18 protein-coding genes are annotated in these 15,889 nt (G+C 58.8%); 11 read left to right on the top strand and 7 right to left on the bottom strand.

Features of this window, described 5'->3' with window-relative positions:
* Positions 1-319 precede the first annotated feature (319 nt).
* Positions 320-1,228: a cytochrome c oxidase assembly protein gene (locus EOA38_RS00535; RefSeq protein WP_127298267.1), complete on the bottom strand. Its 909-nt coding sequence runs from the start codon at positions 1,226-1,228 to the stop codon at positions 320-322.
* Positions 1,229-1,666: 438 nt separating this feature from the next.
* Between EOA38_RS00535 and EOA38_RS00530 the strand changes: the two genes are divergently transcribed.
* The 5 genes from EOA38_RS00530 to EOA38_RS00510 all read left to right on the top strand — a co-directional run bounded on the left by EOA38_RS00530 (position 1,667) and on the right by EOA38_RS00510 (position 4,952).
* Positions 1,667-2,830: a divalent metal cation transporter gene (locus tag EOA38_RS00530; RefSeq protein ID WP_348627496.1), complete on the top strand. Its 1,164-nt coding sequence runs from the start codon at positions 1,667-1,669 to the stop codon at positions 2,828-2,830.
* A 576-nt stretch (positions 2,831-3,406) separates the two neighbouring features.
* Positions 3,407-3,838: a hypothetical protein gene (locus EOA38_RS00525; protein ID WP_127220198.1), complete on the top strand. Its 432-nt coding sequence runs from the start codon at positions 3,407-3,409 to the stop codon at positions 3,836-3,838.
* 313 nt (positions 3,839-4,151) lie between these two features.
* The gene (locus EOA38_RS00520; protein WP_126090112.1) at positions 4,152-4,436 is read left to right on the top strand and encodes a PRC-barrel domain containing protein; all 285 of its coding nucleotides are present in this window, start codon (positions 4,152-4,154) and stop codon (positions 4,434-4,436) included.
* 9 nt (positions 4,437-4,445) lie between these two features.
* A complete protein-coding gene (locus EOA38_RS00515) occupies positions 4,446-4,643 on the top strand; it encodes a hypothetical protein (RefSeq protein ID WP_126090111.1) in 198 nt (65 codons plus the stop codon).
* A gap of 9 nt (positions 4,644-4,652) precedes the next feature.
* Positions 4,653-4,952 carry a plasmid stabilization protein gene (locus tag EOA38_RS00510; RefSeq protein ID WP_126090110.1) on the top strand — a complete coding sequence of 100 codons (300 nt, stop codon included), beginning with the start codon at positions 4,653-4,655 and terminating at the stop codon, positions 4,950-4,952.
* 476 nt (positions 4,953-5,428) lie between these two features.
* On the opposite strand, the gene EOA38_RS00505 is transcribed toward EOA38_RS00510, so the two are convergent.
* Entirely contained in the window at positions 5,429-5,893 is a 465-nt protein-coding gene (locus tag EOA38_RS00505; RefSeq protein WP_126090109.1) for a hypothetical protein, read from the bottom strand.
* Between the two features lie 970 nt (positions 5,894-6,863).
* Here EOA38_RS00505 and EOA38_RS00495 point away from each other — a divergent pair.
* Complete coding sequence (locus EOA38_RS00495) at positions 6,864-8,075, top strand: FAD-binding oxidoreductase (protein ID WP_126090108.1); 1,212 nt, start codon at positions 6,864-6,866, stop codon at positions 8,073-8,075.
* Between the two features lie 23 nt (positions 8,076-8,098).
* On the opposite strand, the gene EOA38_RS00490 is transcribed toward EOA38_RS00495, so the two are convergent.
* Positions 8,099-9,148, bottom strand: coding sequence for an ATP-dependent DNA ligase (locus EOA38_RS00490; protein ID WP_281059661.1), 1,050 nt, complete (start codon positions 9,146-9,148; stop codon positions 8,099-8,101).
* 70 nt (positions 9,149-9,218) lie between these two features.
* Positions 9,219-9,635, bottom strand: coding sequence for an HD domain-containing protein (locus tag EOA38_RS00485; RefSeq protein WP_126090106.1), 417 nt, complete (start codon positions 9,633-9,635; stop codon positions 9,219-9,221).
* A 231-nt stretch (positions 9,636-9,866) separates the two neighbouring features.
* Here EOA38_RS00485 and EOA38_RS00480 point away from each other — a divergent pair, with 231 nt between their 5' ends.
* A complete protein-coding gene (locus tag EOA38_RS00480; RefSeq protein ID WP_126090105.1) occupies positions 9,867-10,475 on the top strand; it encodes an isochorismatase family cysteine hydrolase in 609 nt (202 codons plus the stop codon).
* Between the two features lie 232 nt (positions 10,476-10,707).
* Here EOA38_RS00480 and EOA38_RS00475 read toward each other — a convergent pair whose 3' ends face one another.
* Positions 10,708-10,872, bottom strand: coding sequence for a DUF3309 family protein (locus tag EOA38_RS00475; protein WP_126090104.1), 165 nt, complete (start codon positions 10,870-10,872; stop codon positions 10,708-10,710).
* A 72-nt stretch (positions 10,873-10,944) separates the two neighbouring features.
* Positions 10,945-11,160 carry a hypothetical protein gene (locus tag EOA38_RS00470; RefSeq protein ID WP_245480720.1) on the bottom strand — a complete coding sequence of 72 codons (216 nt, stop codon included), beginning with the start codon at positions 11,158-11,160 and terminating at the stop codon, positions 10,945-10,947.
* A gap of 303 nt (positions 11,161-11,463) precedes the next feature.
* Between EOA38_RS00470 and EOA38_RS00465 the strand changes: the two genes are divergently transcribed.
* From EOA38_RS00465 to EOA38_RS00450, 4 genes are all read left to right on the top strand, one after another.
* Positions 11,464-11,748, top strand: a complete 285-nt coding sequence (locus EOA38_RS00465; RefSeq protein ID WP_127298266.1) for a hypothetical protein — start codon at positions 11,464-11,466, stop codon at positions 11,746-11,748.
* Between the two features lie 446 nt (positions 11,749-12,194).
* Positions 12,195-12,551: a KTSC domain-containing protein gene (locus EOA38_RS00460; protein WP_126090102.1), complete on the top strand. Its 357-nt coding sequence runs from the start codon at positions 12,195-12,197 to the stop codon at positions 12,549-12,551.
* Positions 12,478-12,756: a hypothetical protein gene (locus EOA38_RS00455; RefSeq protein ID WP_127298265.1), complete on the top strand. Its 279-nt coding sequence runs from the start codon at positions 12,478-12,480 to the stop codon at positions 12,754-12,756. Before EOA38_RS00460 ends, EOA38_RS00455 begins: the two co-directional genes overlap by 74 nt.
* 384 nt (positions 12,757-13,140) lie before the next feature.
* The gene (locus tag EOA38_RS00450) at positions 13,141-13,356 is read left to right on the top strand and encodes a KTSC domain-containing protein (RefSeq protein WP_127220201.1); all 216 of its coding nucleotides are present in this window, start codon (positions 13,141-13,143) and stop codon (positions 13,354-13,356) included.
* A 198-nt stretch (positions 13,357-13,554) separates the two neighbouring features.
* Here the strand turns inward: EOA38_RS00450 and EOA38_RS00440 are convergent, their stop codons facing one another.
* Entirely contained in the window at positions 13,555-13,857 is a 303-nt protein-coding gene (locus EOA38_RS00440; RefSeq protein WP_127298264.1) for a hypothetical protein, read from the bottom strand.
* Positions 13,858-15,889 lie beyond the last annotated feature (2,032 nt).

The following is a 15,889-nucleotide window of genomic DNA, read 5'->3' as shown; positions in this document are numbered from 1 at the left end:
GACCCCATGGAATTGCCGGAACATGCCTTTGGCGGGGGCGTTGAATTGTCGGACGACGACCCTCGAGGGGACGAGTCTCGCTATTGAAAGATTAGCCGAATGTATCCCTTTGCTTCCTTCCATGATCTGGCCGCGGGCAGAGGCGACGGCCTTCGCCCCGAGCTTGTCCGAATGCTGAAGATACGCGCCGCGCTGGCAGGGTCAGATGTGCTGCAGCTTAACGCCAAGCGCGGGGACGGTTTCGAACAAGCGGGGCCAAATCCCGTTGGAGATATCGAAAGTGCGCTTCCGGACGGCGTTTTGCGTTATCCCGCCGACGTCAAGACGAAACATCCGTCGAAACGCCGGCGCCGATCTCGATGACGCGAAGCGGTGTCTGCTCCCGTCCACTTGTACGAATCCAGAGACCGGCCAGGAACAACGCTACTCCGCCATAAATCAGGCCAGACGGGATCCACATCACGAGGCCCGCAAGCTGCTGGTCTTCGAGGGGTGCAAGACCCCACAAGCTTGAGCCGACTGCATTTTCGGAATACCAAAGCCGCGGCGAGACCACAAGCAAGGCCCCGAGCAGGCCGGTATGCAACGAGGTCAAAAAAAGATGTATGACCGCGCTGCCGCAAGCACGTCTTCGGCGCGGGTGAGGCAGCAGTGCCCACCAGAATAAAAGACCGGTGCCGAAAAAGCTGGCATGCTGCGCATAGTGCCAGAGACCGTTTTGCAATGCAGCCTCGAAAAGCGCCGGCACATGCCACACCCATATCGCGACGCCATGCAGAATGGTGGCGATTAGGGGTCGACTCATGAAGATCCAGATCGCCCCAAGCATGCGTATATGCCCGGCTGCGCGGAGCGCCTGGCGTAATCGCATGGGTAGGGCCCATATCATTGGCGCCGCTGGACATGAAGCAATTACGAGGGGCGCCGCCACCGCCATCAGCAATTCGTGTTCAATCATGTGAGCGGTGAACAGCCGCTCGCCCAATGCATGAAGCGGGCTCACCAAGGCTCCCACCAATGCGACCCAGCCGGCGGCGAACAGTAGGGCTTGCCGAAAACGCAAAGGGCGAGCGCGCCCGCTCCGTTGCCATAGCCGGATGGCGCCTACGACATAAAGCAATGCGACTGCCGCCAATGCAAAGATAATGGAAAGCGTGAACGTCCAGCCGGCATCTGGGCCGCCTGGGCCATAACAGAGCGAGGTCGAGAAGAGAGAATCGAAGCTCATCGCCTGCAGCCGTCAATGCTAGGGGGACAACCGTGAGCGCGGCGGCCGCCACGATATTTTTGTCGCAATCCGCAATGGGTCGGCGCCACTCTATGATTGGGAAGCCTGATCACCGTTCATCATCCTTGGCGCATTTGTTGAACACGCCTCAACGCGCGAAAGGCATAGAAGTGCCAAGCACAAAACACCGCCCTGGGGCGATTTCAGTCAGATCCAAACATGCAGGCTCCGCAGGGTAGGCTGCTAGCTTGTCTGAAGGATCAAGCACGCGAACCAAGCGCCCTTGTCGACCTCGACGCCGGCAATGGCGGCGTCACCCCGGCCATCCGCTTAGCTATCGCCGAGCGCCACCAACATCGATCTGGAACTAGCAGCGCCATGTCGGGTTTTGATTGATGCGCGGTCACTGCATCGGGACCGAGTTCTTGGAGTAATGCGATGGGCGACATCGGCGCCGAACTCCGCGAAAAACAGACAATTAGGCTGGAAAAAGGGCCATTTCAGAGATATCTGCGCACAATTGGGCCCGGCGTTATTGCAGGCGCTGCAGACGATGATCCTTCGGGTATCGGCACTTACGGCCAAGCGGGTGCTCAGCTTGGGTTCAATATTGGCTGGACAATGATATTCACCTTTCCGCTCATGGCCGCGATCCAGGAGATTGCGGCGCGGATTGGCCGGACGACAGGTCGAGGTATCTCTGGAAACCTCTCTCGACACTATCCTGCAGAACTAATGTATTTTGTGGTCTCCTTGTTGTTCGTTGCCAATGTTATCAATATTGGCGCGGACCTGAGCGCGATGGCGGACGCGCTCCAATTGCTGGTGGGTGGCCCCAGTTCGCTCTACGTGGTTGGGTTCGGCTTGGCATCTATTGCTGCAATCGTCTTTCTCGACTACAGCCGGTATGTCACGGTGTTGAAATGGACGACGCTCAGCCTCTTCGCCTTCGTTGTGGCCGCGTTCATGGCGCACATCCCCTGGAGAGAGGCGCTTAAAGGCATTCTCGTCCCGCACGTAGAATGGAATGGGTCCTTTTTCACCACGTTTCTTGCCATTCTGGGTACCACGATTTCCCCTTATCTTTTCTTCTGGCAGTCGTCGCAAGAGGTGGAAGAGGAGACGGTGGACCCGAAAGCCAAGCCGTTGAAATGCGCGCCATGGCAAGCATCTGGCGCCTTCCTGCGTATTCGCGCAGACACTTTGGTCGGCATGGCATTTTCGAACGTGATAGCGATCGCGATCATCGTTACAGCGGCCGCCACCTTACACAAGGCGGGAGTTACCGAGATCAATTCCTCGACCGACGCTGCCAAAGCGCTGGAGCCGGTTGCAGGCAAGTTCGCGCTTATGGTCTTCGCGACCGGCATCATTGGCACCGGACTACTTGCGGTGCCGATTCTCGCAGGTTCGGCGGCATTCGCCGTGGGTGAAGCGTGCCGATGGCCGGTGGGGCTGGAGCGACAGCCCAAGGAGGCGATTGCGTTTAATACGACATTGGCTGCGGCGGCCATGCTCGGAATGGCTATCATCTTCACACCGATCGATCCAATCAAGGCGCTGTATTGGATGTCATCAACGGCATATGCGCGGTTCCGTTGATGGTCGTCATGATGCAAATGACTGGGCGCTCCGACGTGATGGGCGAGTTCCCTGTGCAGGGTTGGCTACGGGCTCTCGGATGGCTCGCGACCAGCACGATGGTCATTTCCGTGCTTGGCCTCGCGCTTCAATGGATAGTTTGAAATGGCGCTAACCGAGTCTCGCTTGCGCCTATGAATGCAACGTGGGGCCTGCTCGGGGCTCACTGCATGTTCGTTTGCTGCAGGGGGGTAGGACCGCCGCCACACGGTCGCGACGGCGGTCTCCCCACGATGCTTGACCGTCTCGGATTCCGCACAGCAGGTTTGGTTTCTCCTCCCGTGACGGGGCAAACCGCTGTTGCCTGGCGTACAAGCAACTTCCCTCCGTTTTCCGCGTTGGAACATCCGAGGGCACCTTTAAGGTTCGGAGAATCCCATGATCGTGTCCAGTGCCAGCGCGCTCGAAATCGAGTCAAGCCAGCCCACGCAACCGCATCAGTGCGGCACAGCAGCCTCCGATCTTTCCAATGAGCTAAATAGAGACCGTCGATGCCAGCCCTCGGAGTGACGCCCGGCCTTTCAACAGGAGTCAAACATGAGACATCAAACACTAAATCAGCTACAAGCAATTGCCGACGTTAACTCGCTGGCGCCAACATCAACTATGACCAGAACGCAACGGATTGAGCGCTGGGCAGATCTTCTTGATGAACGTCCCGTGCGAATCCTCGGAATGCTGACCGGCACCGAATATTTGCCAGCGGAGGCCCGAGAACTAGCACGGGCAGATGGTTCCCCCATTACCGTTGCATTCGAAGATCCTTTGCTGCGTGCTGCAGGTCTCAAAAATGACACTTATGGAGAAGCCAAGCGCTTCTTCGAACTGAGCGACTGGCAACTGCATGACATAGTCTGTAGTTGCCATGCTGGTACCCTGACAGAAGGCAAATCTGCCGCCGCGACGGTCCGGCGGAGCCTCAACGGGCGCAGATTTCTTGTTTGGCTGAGATATGTGCTCATGCACTGAGGGTGTCGCTGGATACGACATGTCGGCGTTGTCGGGCGCGGCGAGGATTAGGCCAAGGTCGGTTGAACCCTCTTTTGAAATAGGCGGGGTAAAACTCACTGATGCGAGGATCAGCGCGCGAACAACGGCAATCGCCACAACGGCGGTTCTTAATAGCAAGCCTGTAGCAGACTCGCGCGATAGGACCGGTCACTGAGATGCGCGGCCGGTCAATCGTTGCTCGCCACGGAATTTGGCCCCTGTCGTCCGTTCGCAGGGGAACTGTTCTTCCCTCCGCCGGTTATTTGAATCTCACCCAGCGGAGATGCGAGCCATGGACCACACAAACCACGTAAGGCTAACAAACGCCGAACTCACCCCGGACATCCTCGAAGGCGCAGCCATCTATGGGCCCCAGGACGAGAAGATCGGCTCTGTCGATCATGTCCACGGTAGCCAGGTCGTCATCGATGTCGGCGGCTTTCTCGGGATTGGCGCCAAGCCTGTTGCCGTTGCCGTAAACCAGCTCGACTTCATGCGCGACGAAGACGGTAACGTCCACGCTGTGACCTCGTGGACGAAGGACCAGCTCAAGGACATGCCGGAACACCGCGATTAGGAGGTCAATATGACTACCCCGCGCCACGGTGCTCCAGGCACCACCGAACAGAAACCGCGCTGGGAGGGCCCGCCGGAAAACCGGCCTCCGGGCTATCTGCCAGCCAAAGACGATCCAGACGAAGATCGCGATGCCGCCGGCGAAAACCTCAAGGACCCTGACAAACGCGATCTCGGAGATGCGCTGAAAACGAAACGAAACAAATAGGAGGCATGCATGCCACGCGGAGACAAGTCGAAATACACCGACAAGCAGGAACGCAAGGCCGATCATATCGCCGAAGGTTACGAGAAGCGCGGTATTTCGGAAAAGGAGGCCGAGCGGCGCGCCTGGGCGACCGTCAACAAGGACGATGGCGGTGGCAAAAAGGAAGGCGGCTCCGGCAGGGGCAAGCACACCGGAAATCCAGCCGCTCATAAGGGCGGAAGGAAGGGTGGCGCCGCCTCAGCCAATCGCTCGGCTTCCGAACGCTCGGCGTCAGCAAAGAAGGCGGCGAGAACAAGAGCGCATCAATGACGATCATGCTTCCCGCTGACGCCACCGCACTCGGAACGCAGCGTCTTCGACGATCTGAAAAGCCCCGGATACGACAAGGATCTCCTTGAGATCGCGGAACTCCTGATCGACAATAGCCGCCCAGAAACGTGCCGGGTGCCAATCCCTTTTCGTGGAGCGTGAAGCCACGCTTGAGCGCTTCGAAAACCAATAGCTTCATCGCGTTTGAGTTTTGGCCCGCGTCCACATTCTGCATTCGACCGGCACATAAGGAAAGCCCGTCGCCTATTGTGGGGAACGTTGGCGACGGGCTTTTGCTGCTTGAGGCGGCCACATCCTGAAGAAAAATCGACCGCTTGGTGGATCAATTCACAGGAGCGTTCTCGGTTCCATTTAATGAGTCGAATTTTCAACTGAGACACGCCGCGTCGGATGCTGAGATCGGGCGTCAGGGACATCCCGAAAAGCAGACGGTCGAGCCGCAACCGCAGCTTCGACTATTCCCTGGCGTGAGCGAAAAAGCGAATTGCCGGCCAACCGGCGATCGTCTCCCGCAGTTTGCTGAAAAGCTTTCCATCTTCGTTGGTGGCGGCCCGGACCTGCACGGCAACCCAGCTGGCTTTCATGGTGGCGCCGACATGACAATGGCAAACAATGGCATGCAACTGCCATTCCGATAGTTCGAAAAAACGCCTCGCCTCGCCATAGGTGTCCCCCTTCAAACCCTGCGCGCGCAAGATTGGATCAGCGAAAGCGATGCTAAGCGGAGATTCGGTACATTGTGCTTTGTCTCGTACATCCAGCCTCATGTACTCGGTGCCGGGCAGTGCTCCCAGGCACCGGTCGGGATCGCGCTCGAGAAGTGCGGCCCAGTGTTCCAATCGCTGGCTCCGCGTCATCGCCGGGCATGCTGCATCGATCTCCGCGACTGCATTTAGTTCTTCGCGTGTTTGGTGTCTCATGGCCGTCTCCTGTTCGTGAGCCGCTCTGCCTGCTGCAAAGCGCGCCACAGGTAGGAGTAGCCCAGTTCGTCCCTATGGCGCTCGAACCTCCATTTCATCGGAAAGTTCCCCGCCACAAAAAATTTGTTCCAGAGGAGCCCTAAGTGAAGCCATTTCATCCTGGCAGCCGCAGTCCCTAGCGGCGCCGTCTTCGTCGGCGAACACGGCAGTTGGAACCGCCATCGCTTCAACGTCTACGGCGTCGTCTTTTTCAGCGAGGGTCACCCGAACGGGATGGCGAGGGACGTGGTGACCAGCTTCCTCGACGACAAGGGCGAGGCGCGAGGTCGTCCGGTCGGTGTCGCCGTCAGAAGTTCGGTGCTGGCGGTGAGTCCACGACCTGGCGTAGACCACAGTCGCAGCGCAGGCCGAAGCCGGCAACCTGCCGGTTGGCAAAGGCCCTGGAAATCGCGGCTGACCGCTTCGGCTCCTTCGTCACGGGTCTCAATACCGGTTGATAGCGGAATCCTTCGGAAAGTTGTGGCCCGCCGAAAAGATCGCTTTGGGCGGCGGGCGCCGCAAGCATTGTACTAAACCTCGTCGAACTGGTTCCCTTCCTTTGACGGGTCTCGTGACAGCTCGCACTCCTCTTCCTCGTCGGGCAGGGCTTTGTCACTGTTCTGGTGGCGTTGTCGTCGTCTTCTTCGGGAAGCGTTCCTTCTGTTTCCCAAACCGCGACGACGCTGTCTGGAAGCACCTTGCTGCCTTCCAGGACGTCCCAGTCGTGGTGTTCGATGGTCGGGGCCTACCTCGCCCTGCTGCAGGGATCTTTGCTTGTTACGCGGTTCTATAAAAGTCTCCGACGATTGATGATTCGTGCGGTTAGCTCGATGGATGAATCCGCCCACCCGGCCGGTTCTTTCGTCCTCTGATCGGGGACGGTGGAACGGCAAGGCTTCGACCGACTTATGGTAGGGAAGTCGGGGGTTCCATGCAGCGTAAACTCGATCTCAGAAGCGGCACTCCTGTCTGGTCTGCCTACCGATCGCCGTCCGTGCCCATGGGCCGCCTAGCCCGCGACGTGAAAGCCGACGTGCTGATCGTCGGCATGGGGATCAGCGGCGCTATGATGGCCGAAGCGCTGACGCGTGATGCGCTTTCCGTCATCTGCATCGACAGGCGTGGGCCTTTGCAAGGATCGACGGCCGCGACAACTGCATTGGTACAGTTCGAAATCGATCAGCCGCTGACGAAGCTGTCGAAGATGATCGGCGGCGCTGCTGCCCAGCAGGCATGGCGGCGTTCGCGGCTTGCTGTGATCAACCTTGAAGGGCGGATAGCGGAACTCTGCATCCGCTGCAGCCAGGTGAGCACCCAGTCACTTTACCTGGCTGGCACTACGCTCGGTCCAACGGACCTGCGCAAGGAAGCTGAGGCACGTCGGCGAGCCGGTATCGGCGCATCGTTTCTAATCCGTGCACGGTTGCGGGATGAATTCGGCATTGATCGTGGCGGCGCCATTCTCAGCCACGACAATCTGGCGCTTGATCCGCGAAAGCTTACTGCCGGTCTGCTGCTGGCCGCGCTCAACAGAAAGGCGCGCTTGTACGCTCCAGCCGAGGCGATGGCGATCGAGCACAATCGCCTTGGCGTAGCCGTAGTCACGCGCCAGGGGCCCACAATCACAGCTCGCCATCTCATTCTGACGACCGGCTATGAGCTGCTCGATGTCGTGCCGGCCGTCAGCCACAAAATCATTTCGACATGGGCGATCGCGACCCGGCAACAACCAGGAAAGATTTGGCCAGGCGCTGCTATGATCTGGGAAGCCTCCGACCCGTATCTCTATGTCCGTGCGACGGACGATGGGCGTGTGATTTGCGGCGGCGAGGACGAGGATTTCACTGATGAAGAGCGCCGCAACGCACTAACGGACAAAAAGGCAGCGCAGCTCTCGAAGAAGCTCAAGCGGATTTTCCCGTTGCTCGACACCAAGGCGGAGTTCGCCTGGAGCGGATCGTTCGGCGCGATAGGCACCGGGCTGCCGATCATCGGTGCATTACCCGACCATCCTCGCATACATGCGGTGATGGGCTATGGCGGCAATGGCATCCTCTTTTCACAGATCGCTTCTGAGGTCGTCTCGGCGTCGATCAAGGGCGGAGAAGATACGGATGCGGACCTGTTCGCGTTCAAGGCTTAATTCCGGGATCACTGCCGACGCAATCACCGCCGCATTGGCGAGGGGCCTTTGATCGCGGTCTCGTCGATTTGTTCGAATGTGCACTGGCGAGGCGCCTTGTCCGGCCGCCACCGTAAGAGCTTGGTTCCGTGCCGGAAGCGCTCGCCAGTGATGTGGTCGAAGCGAACCTCGACGACCAACTCCGGCTGCACAGGTTCCCATTGCCCGCTGCGATCGGTGCTCCAGCGGCTCGGACCGCCCGGCGCCTTGCCGGTGAAACCTGGCTCGCCGCGCAACGCCTCGAGCTTCTCCGTTATCGCCGCACGCTCGTCATTGCCGATAGTCGCGGTGAAACCGACATGGTCAAGTAAACCGCGCTCATTATAGAGGCCAAGTAGCAGCGACCCGACCTGCCGCTTGCTGTTCAGGTAGCGAAACCCGCCCACCACGCAGTCGGCGGTGCGCAGCCGCTTGACCTTGACCATCGCGCGCTCACCCGGCTGATAGCGCTCGGCCAGCGCCTTGGCGACGACACCATCGGTCGAGCCATGACCAGCGCCTTGCAGCCATCGTTTTGCAGTCGCCAGAGCCGTAGTGGCGGGCGATAGTCGCAAAGAGTTCTTGTCTGCTTTCACCACGAAATCCTCGATTGCTGCTCTCCGCTCCACCAAGTCTTTCTCTATGAGGATCTTGCCGTCCGATGCGACGAGCATATCGAACAGGATCAGTTGCGCTGGCGTTTCCAAGCTCAGCTTGCGGATTCGACTTTGCGCAGGATGCAGTCGCATCTGCAGCGCATCGAACGAAGCATGCCCGTCGACCTCAATCACGATCTCGCCATCGACGACGAAATTTTCCGCGTCGAGGTCACCCAACAGCGCTGTCAATTCCGGGAAATACCGGCCCAGCGGCTTGCCGGATTTTGCCCTGAGATCCACGACCTTGCTGCCCTTGAAGGCGAGGCAACGAAAGCCATCCCATTTCGGCTCATACTGCCAAGATCCATTCCCTTCCGGCAGCGCATCGGCTGTCCGCGCCTCCATTGGAGGCGTGTCGAGAGGCAGAGGGAACCGGTTGCCGGACGCCTTTACCACCGCTCTTCGGTGTGGTGATGCGGCAGGTCGATGCCGAAGGCTGGGCTTGCCGTCGCCAGAAAGGCAGGCATCAATTGGGGAACTCTTCATCCAGGACTCGCAAACCCTCCTGGTATTTTGATGTCGCGGCTCCAGTCTGGCGCGCCTGCCGGAGATTGTCGACAAGGTCTGCCCGCTTGACCGGGAGTGCCAACGGATTGGCAGCTGCCCTACGTATGAAAGCGAGATCGTCTTCGTCGGATCTTCTGGTGAGCGCATCTACAGCCGACACGATCGATGGTCCGAGGCCGATCCTTTCGAGGCGATCGCGATTCCAGCCGTCGCCCTTCTCCAGAACATCACGCAGGTAGGCAACAGCCTTCTGATCAACCGTTTCGACGGCGTCCGCAACCCGGCGGCAATGTTCGATGAAGGGTTGTCCGGTCTTGTCTGTCTGACCAGCGTGAGCCTGTTCGGCGATTTTTGCCGCACGATAAAGCACGCTCATAGCTTCGATCCTGCATTTGCCTCTTGCATCTAACCGAGAATATGGCCGCCGGTTCCATACGCTGCACGGCTCGCATTTCCTTCCGAGGGAGAGCTGTCATCGCCGTTGCAGGAACGAAGCCCGGTGCATCGCGTTTGTCGGCAGAGCAGGACCGAAATGGGTAACCGCTATGGTCAAGGTTGAACGCCGGCGGCTAGCCGCCGCTCTGATTGCGCGCGCGACGGCGTCCTGATGTCTGCGCCCGGACTGGCCTACGGTCCGTTGGGTGACAGGTGCATGCATCTTTGCGTCGACATGCAGCGCCTCTTTGCCGAACCATCGCCTTGGGCGACGCCTTGGATCACCCGTGTCTTGCCGCGGGTCGAAAGTCTTGTCGAACGACGCGCCGCCCAGACCGTATTTACCCGTTTCCTCCCAGCTCGCAAACCAGGCCAAGGCATCGGTACCTGGAAGCGCTACTATCAACGTTGGGCGTCAATGACCCTGGGGGAGATTGGCTTCGAAATGGCCGATCTTCTGCCGTCGCTGGCGCACCACTGTCCACCCGCAGCCATTATTGACAAGCACGTCTACTCGCCTTGGTTCGAGGGCAAGCTCACGAGTCTTCTGACGGAGAGGAAAACTGACACGTTGGTGATCACCGGCGGCGAGACCGACGTATGTGTGCTCGCCACCGTATTGGGAGCGATCGACTTCGGCTTCCGTGTGGTGCTGGTAACCGACGCGCTGTGTAGCTCGTCCGACGCCACCCATGATGCACTGCTGACGGTCTATCACCAGCGGTTTGCACAGCAGGTCGAAACGGTGGAAATGGAGACGATCCTGTCAAGCTGGACTTGATGCAAAAGTCGAGATTCCGCCTCCCGGGCTGATTGCGAAACATTTTGACACGTCAATGCTTCGCGACCGCACGTGTCGACGGAGCGCAAAGGCGCTGGGAGTGTCTAGACGGCCCCGTGACTGTTGAAATCCAGTTGTCCGGTGCGCTAAGCGCCTGCGGCGACCCGGTTGAGGACTACAAATCTCAAAACACGTCGCGTGAACCGTCCGGGTTCGGTTCGCCTAGTTCTCGCTACAGGCGACCGAGGAAAACCAGGATAATGATGATCAGCAACACCAATCCCAAACCTCCGCCCCCATAGTAACCGGTGCCGTAAAACGGACTGCCACCGAGGCTGCTGAAGCCGCCAATCAATAGAAGAATCAGTATAACTATCAAAATTGTGCCGAGACTCATGGGACTCTCTCTCTCTGTTTGCGCGCCCGTGCATCCTGAGCGCACTGCTTCACTGTTGATCAGAATATTAACTCAATGCGCGGTTGTGGGTGGCGCCATTTTCAATAGTCGCCGCCGAGCTGCTTTTGCACGCGCTTGCCCGGCCCGGATGCGGCTGCAAAGCGCAAGACTGACCGCGAGCCCGTGGTTGTCGTCGAGCATGGCCTTTGCCTGCTTAAGGGAGAGTTCGGCTCGCTTCGCGCGCAACCTTGCGACTGCCATTTCCAGGGTCAAAAGTTCAACCATCATGTATCCTCGTTGCTAGGCCTTCGATTAGAAAACCCTCACTTTCCGCTTAGGTTCCGCTTGCCGCGAGGGGGCGCATGTACGGCATCCCTCATAGCGTGCGGGATTGGATGGTTCCGAAAGTGACCACGACACCAAACGGGATTTAGAAGGGCGCTGTTTGTCCAGTCGACAGCACCGCTTCGTTTCAACAGCACCGGCGCCAGCCTGACGGGGGATCAGGCCCCGTGTCGAGCGCACTAGGAACTGTTTCCCCGTTCTCCAGTTTGGAAACTGAAGGGACATTTCCCCAAACAGGAGATCAGCATGAAACGGCTTCTTATCGCGTCAGCCATGATGGCGTTGTCCGCCGGCCTTGCTTTCGCGCAGTCGAGCAACTCGACGAGCGGATCCTCGTCCGCTACGACAACAATGCCGACCGACCAGAATACGGATTCAACAACCACCAAGTCGACCAATCCGAATTCGGCGAAGGACTGCGCGCCCGGCCAGCAGACCGGCAGTGCGAAGCAAGCAGCGCCCGGCCAGCAGGACACCGACGCCAAGACGGCGGCGCCGGGCCAGATGAAAACGACGACAGAAGGTTGCTAACAGCGCTTTGTCGATTGCTTGAACAAACGCACTCGAGACGCGTTGAAGTAAACTCTGGCCACTCCCGCTGGCTCCGGCCGGCGGGCTTTCTTCTTGTTCGGAACAAGCAAATCGGATGGCTGTTGGTTTCTTAGCAGTGCGCGGGTGCCTAGGAGCGCGCTGCCTCGGGTCGCCTCTTGACGGCCCGAGAGTCCGACCGGTCCCTCAAACGGGCGGACTCGCCCACATTTAATCGAGGCGTTTGGCACATGTACTGAAAGAAAGACCGCCGGGCTGGGAACTCCAATCCTAGCCCGGCGAAGTTCCTGATCCCCATCAGGACACCGGTGGAGGAATACCTCTTCAGCGCAATACCGGTGCCAACATTCTGATCCCGACGTGGGACAGGCGAGCGCTCCGTTTCGGGGCCGTCTGGAAACAAAGGCTGGCGCGATCGCTTTGGCGTCATGCCCTCCACCTCGATTAGCAAAACTGCCTATGACCGGGAGAGCAGAACCTTGCCCGTGTGGTTTGTGGCCACTGGCAAGCGATACGACTTTGAAGGTGTACCGACGACGACTTTTGCGGCGCTGGATGCCTTGCCCCTGAAGCGGGAACGGCCGGCTGGCCAGCTCAGGAAAGCCGCCGGACCGACCGGCGCGGCGAGATTTATAAAACCGCGCGCGGTTGGCCGGATTTTTATTAACGCTCGCCAAACATTCCGTCATGCGAACGAAGGACCCTTCATAGATGATCACCGAAGTGCCATTTTTGGACGGATCCTGGCATTCATCTTGCAGCGCCATCCTTTTTCGGGAGGCTGATGCGATGGCTCTTTCACCTGAACTGTTCGACCAAGACATGATCCTTAATTGCCCAATCTGCAATCGGGCGATGGTCAGGAAGGGTTACTGGATCAAGAGCGTCAAGGCATTCACCTGCGACGGATGCCATAACGAGATGCGGCTTACCTACGGGCAGAAAATTGCAATCTTCGAGCGACACCGGCAGGCGGCTGCCAAGCGCTAGCGGCCCTGCAATGCTGGCGGTAGGCCGATATGCGAAGCATGTGAACGAAGGACGCTGGCGCCCTCGGAATTCGCGGTTCTACCTATAGCTAGCCAAACTCCGCCTCGAGGTTCTGCTACAATCCCGAATGGCCGTCCGAATGGTAGTTGTCCTGGCGCTTCTTTTCGCCTTCGCATACGGATTCGCGAAACTCGTGGAACGCTATGGCGGCGTTGGCGATCGGCCCCCGCCGTGTGAGCAATTGGCTGATTGCCCCAGCCCGAACGCGCCGCATCCAGAGCCCGAATCTAAGCCGAGTTAGCAGCCGGCCCTTAGCGGACGTCGTGGACTCTGAAACAAAAGCCGGGTCGGATCGTTTGCAATGCGCCAGACCACGGTTGCGCCATGCCATCTACCTCGATCAGCAAAACGGAATACGACCCGGCCAACAGAATTCTTTCGGTGTGGTTCGTGGCCAGCGGCAAACGCTACGCGTTTGAGGGTGTGCCACCGGAGACCGTCGCGGCATTCCGAGCAGCCTTCGCCAAGGGCCGCTTTTTCAACCGCCACATCCGCAATCACTTCCGGCATCGTCGAATTTCAGGCGATGAAGATCCCTGATGCACGGGTCGCGACACCCACTAGGCGTCCATCCCCAGCGGCTTGTGGCTCGGTTGCTCGTGCCAGATGGCCTGCCGTAGATCGCGCCGGTCAACCTGTGACCAAAAACCGGGCACTTGTTGAAATGATCGGCTTCACTGCCCATTTCCCTTCCGTGCCGCGTTCCGATGATCGGTGGGTCAAGCTGCGAAAGGTTCGTCATGTTGCATTGTCCGAGAGAGGCGTCTTCTGCTTCGGCGGAACGTAGCGTGTTACAAGCCTGACGGCATTCACGGTGACTGGTATGCCCAGATTCACCGTGACCCTGCCTTCGTCGACGTGGGTGACATCGCCCACCAGTTCGATCGGCTGTCCCTTAGTCACCTTCGATGTTCGGTCAACAACGGAATGCGGCTGCCCGTAGGATGGGATCGATACGCTCACCCGATCTTCCGTGACCCGCTTGCGAACAGTTGCGATGATGGCGACCTCGTCGCCGACGTGGATGCTGTTCTTCGCCATGGACATGAGTCTGGCGCGGGCGGCCGCTTCGTCAAGCAGATGCTAATATTTTCGCATGTACATGGAACAGACCTCCGCGATTGCTGGTTGTAGCTGGCAGCGGTCATGTCCGCTCCTGGGTCGCTAGAGAAGCTCGTCGCCGTATGTCCGGCGACGGGCTTTTATTAGCTAAGACTAAAATTAGTAGTGCCAGTTTGAAAACCGGCGCATAATGGATGTCTGCCCCGCGATCCGGGGTAAGGGGCCCGGCCTGTACGTCCCCTAGTCAACCCCGACTCCCCGACAGGCCGGGTACCGTTGGCTCCCAGCTCCTTGGGCGGCCAGTTACGGCGCTTGTCATCTGGCAAGCGATGAGGAATAAAATCCTCGCCGGTGCGGTGACCTCATTTCGGAGATCGCCTTGACGATGCAAGAAGCCAGGCACTGGCATGTCGGTCGATTGCCTACCTGTAGGCGGAAGGCTGTTGTTGAATCGCCGAACTGGTGAGGCGACTCAAAGCGGACCAACCTTGCGTGCATTGGGATCGGCCCGGCACGGCTGGCGGGGTAGGCCAGCACACGCCGGACCTGACCAGCAAAGGCTCGCATCGCACCGGCTGAGGTGGAGGTTATCAGCCGCCGCCAATCTATCCGCCATACAAACGAAGGATACTTTAGCGCGAGAGTACGTAGATGGTGAGGGAATCACATTGACATTTGCAGCTGCGCTTTCTGGCTTTGCACATATCGATTATGCAACATCTGCGCATCTTCAGAGCCGTAAGCCGAGCCGCCGAGTGAATGCTGCACCTTCGACGCCCATCCGTCAAAGATGAATCGCAATATATTATTCCAATGCGCCCCTTATCGATGGCTTTGAGACTAAGGGCGAGAAGCCAGACTTCAGTCGCAACGCGAAGAGATTGGCCACAGGATCGACCGACGTCATCAGTTAGTTGACCAACCAACCCGCCATCGATCCTGCGCCCCAAAAGAAATGGAACCGACCACGCACCTCGGGCCTTTGCCTCTGAACGGACGCAGGAAGGAGCCTCATCATGAACCATCACGAAAACAGTGTCCTGGAAGCTGGCTGGCTCTTGGCGGTCCCGTTTTCGCTAGCCGTTGCCGTGTTGGTCGCAGGATTGGTGTTGAGCTAGTGAATAACACCAAGGACGCGCCCGCACACACCTAACCTAACAACGCTCGCCGGCCGTCAAAAAACCCGGGGTCGCGCCTCTGCCGCGGTGCAGAATCAAGGCGGCCGCTACCGCCGCGCTTTCCGCCATGCCGCCGCGGCATCAGCCTCGCTACAAAATCAGCGCTCGCTACTACCCGTGGAAATCGCTATCCGGTCGTGACTCCTGACGCCGACTTTTCTCAAACAGGGCAAGCTTGGCCGCATAGCCAAGCCGCACCCTGGTCCTGCAGGCATCGCATCTGAACAGGCTCACTGCCTTGAACCATGAACCCTTCTTCACAATCGGATGATTGCAAATCGGGCACTCGAACGTAACGGGGACGTCGCGCAACTCATCGGATATTGGCAATGCACCGCCTCACCATTCATCGCAGATGGATGCCCACCACGAACGCAGGAAGATGGCAGGCACCCATGAACTGACGATGAAGGGACCTTTTCGCCAGCACCCGTTCAAACGAGACTTCGAAGGAGATGTTTCATCCTTCGGACCAAAAAGGTGATACATAAGACATTCGTCTCACATACAAGGGACAAGAGGCCAAAGACCGAAAATTGAAGGAACTGGTCGGGAGCGCAACTTGTAGTTTGGTGCCTGCTGCGCACTTCGCCAGGCTGCGCATCTAGGGTCATTGCACCAACCCAGCCGGTTGCGAACACAGCGGAGCCGATGTCTTCAGTTCGTCTGAAATTGCGTTGCTGCGCCGCGTATTCGACAGGTTGAAAGGTGAGCATCAATCTCTGGAGCGACGGGAAGCGCTCGCCTCCCGATCGCATCGCCCTCAAGGCACGGACAGATGGCCGTCGCATGCCGGAATCGCTCGCCACGGCAACGGCTCGCGGCTACGCGCG

The sequence above is a fragment of the Mesorhizobium sp. M1E.F.Ca.ET.041.01.1.1 genome (genome assembly GCF_003997355.1).
Lineage (GTDB): Bacteria > Pseudomonadota > Alphaproteobacteria > Rhizobiales > Rhizobiaceae > Mesorhizobium.
Note: the sequence above shows the minus strand (reverse complement) of the source record. Positions and strands in the feature narration are given on the sequence as shown.

Excerpts from the sequence above, each read along its gene's own strand:
- EOA38_RS00535 (WP_127298267.1), bottom strand. The coding sequence starts at position 1,228 with ATGAGCTTCGATTCTCTCTTCTCGACCTCGCTCTGTTATGGCCCAGGC.
- EOA38_RS00530 (WP_348627496.1), top strand. The coding sequence starts at position 1,667 with ATGGGCGACATCGGCGCCGAACTCCGCGAAAAACAGACAATTAGGCTG.
- EOA38_RS00525 (WP_127220198.1), top strand. The coding sequence starts at position 3,407 with ATGAGACATCAAACACTAAATCAGCTACAAGCAATTGCCGACGTTAAC.
- EOA38_RS00520 (WP_126090112.1), top strand. The coding sequence starts at position 4,152 with ATGGACCACACAAACCACGTAAGGCTAACAAACGCCGAACTCACCCCG.
- EOA38_RS00515 (WP_126090111.1), top strand. The coding sequence starts at position 4,446 with ATGACTACCCCGCGCCACGGTGCTCCAGGCACCACCGAACAGAAACCG.
- EOA38_RS00510 (WP_126090110.1), top strand. The coding sequence starts at position 4,653 with ATGCCACGCGGAGACAAGTCGAAATACACCGACAAGCAGGAACGCAAG.
- EOA38_RS00505 (WP_126090109.1), bottom strand. The coding sequence starts at position 5,893 with ATGAGACACCAAACACGCGAAGAACTAAATGCAGTCGCGGAGATCGAT.
- EOA38_RS00495 (WP_126090108.1), top strand. The coding sequence starts at position 6,864 with ATGCAGCGTAAACTCGATCTCAGAAGCGGCACTCCTGTCTGGTCTGCC.
- EOA38_RS00485 (WP_126090106.1), bottom strand. The coding sequence starts at position 9,635 with ATGAGCGTGCTTTATCGTGCGGCAAAAATCGCCGAACAGGCTCACGCT.
- EOA38_RS00480 (WP_126090105.1), top strand. The coding sequence starts at position 9,867 with ATGTCTGCGCCCGGACTGGCCTACGGTCCGTTGGGTGACAGGTGCATG.
- EOA38_RS00475 (WP_126090104.1), bottom strand. The coding sequence starts at position 10,872 with ATGAGTCTCGGCACAATTTTGATAGTTATACTGATTCTTCTATTGATT.
- EOA38_RS00470 (WP_245480720.1), bottom strand. The coding sequence starts at position 11,160 with ATGATGGTTGAACTTTTGACCCTGGAAATGGCAGTCGCAAGGTTGCGC.
- EOA38_RS00465 (WP_127298266.1), top strand. The coding sequence starts at position 11,464 with ATGAAACGGCTTCTTATCGCGTCAGCCATGATGGCGTTGTCCGCCGGC.
- EOA38_RS00460 (WP_126090102.1), top strand. The coding sequence starts at position 12,195 with ATGCCCTCCACCTCGATTAGCAAAACTGCCTATGACCGGGAGAGCAGA.
- EOA38_RS00455 (WP_127298265.1), top strand. The coding sequence starts at position 12,478 with ATGATCACCGAAGTGCCATTTTTGGACGGATCCTGGCATTCATCTTGC.
- EOA38_RS00450 (WP_127220201.1), top strand. The coding sequence starts at position 13,141 with ATGCCATCTACCTCGATCAGCAAAACGGAATACGACCCGGCCAACAGA.
- EOA38_RS00440 (WP_127298264.1), bottom strand. The coding sequence starts at position 13,857 with ATGGCGAAGAACAGCATCCACGTCGGCGACGAGGTCGCCATCATCGCA.